The sequence below is a fragment of the Leisingera sp. ANG1 genome (genome assembly GCF_000203975.2).
Classification (GTDB): Bacteria; Pseudomonadota; Alphaproteobacteria; order Rhodobacterales; family Rhodobacteraceae; genus Leisingera.
This window is the reverse complement of the sequence record NZ_AFCF02000019.1, coordinates 2,865-4,041: the sequence shown is the minus strand read 5'-3', so window position 1 is coordinate 4,041 and position 1,177 is coordinate 2,865. Positions and strand designations below refer to the sequence as shown.

The window sequence follows — 1,177 nt, the reverse complement described above, 5'->3', positions numbered from 1 at the left end:
CCGGGGATGCCGGGGGCAGGGAGTTTTCCGCATCCCGGCCTGCATTCCGCTCCTTAACCTGGGCCGCCAGTTGCTCCAGGGTCGGCGGGGCAGGGGGTGTATCAGGCTCTAACCTGGGCATTTCAGCCGCCTCTCCCTCCACCAGACGGGTCAGCACCGCCAGTTCTGCCTCCGGGGTGCTGCGGTCGGCGGCCTGCAGCGCGGCGGTGGCGCGTTCCGCAAAACCCTCATCCGCCTCGATCGCCCGCACCAGCGCCAGGCCCAGCTTCTCGCTGATCGCAGTGGGGTAGAACAGCACCGCATCCAAGGCTTCCACCAGGGTGACAAAGCTGCCGATCTTGGAGCGCTTGGCGCGGGTCGCATTGCCGAACAGAGCCTGCAGCGCATATTTGCGGCGGGTGAAGACGCCTTCCTTACAGGCGCGCACCGCGATCCGGGCGCGCTCGTAATGGGACAGGTTCACCCGGATCTCGTTTTCCTCGACCATCGCCACATAAGCGCCTTCGGCGCTGTCCGGGTGGATCACCAGCGCCTTCAAGGTGGCGAATTGCGGGTCTGAAGTCTCTTCATAGAGCCTGCGAAGCGCGGTCAGGCGGCGCCAGCCGGAGATGAGGCCATGGGTGCGGCCACCGAAGGTATCCTCCAGCGGCACCACTTCTGCCGGGGTCTGCTGGCCGCGGGCGCGGATCGAGTCCATGAGCGATTGCAGCTCTTCCTCGTCCTGCTCGATGCGGTCGCGCACCAGGTGGTTCTCGTCGATTGCCGCCAGCGGCAGCTCCTCGATCATCAGCCCCTTGGCGCGGGCGTTTTCCAGGACGCCGCTGAGTTCCTGCAGCGCCGCCTGGGCGGACGCATCCGAGGCCACCTGGGCAATCGGCGCGGCGCCGACGCTGGACGGGGTNNGGCGCCGCTGACAGGTAATCACTTTGCGCCGGGGAGAGCCGTTTGCGTTTTGCCATGATCCTCGTGCCTCTTTCCGGTTGGGGTGCTCACTCTACCCCAAATCTCTTGTTAGGGCCTTAGCCCGCCGCGCGCTGTTCGGCCTCTTGATGCAACACCTCGCGCCGCCAGACGCCGATCAGCAGCTTCTTGAAGGCGGCATAGGTCTCGTCAAAGGTCTCGCGCCCTCTCGCATAGGTCTCGCGGTTGAAATCGCGGTAGTCGGCCTCGTAGATGC

The 1,177-nt window shown here is 65.8% G+C and carries 1 pseudogene; it reads right to left on the bottom strand.

The features are described from left to right. Positions 1 to 1,019 precede the first annotated feature (1,019 nt). Positions 1,020 to 1,177, bottom strand: a pseudogene (locus tag GC1_RS22285) (AAA family ATPase); the annotation flags it as partial.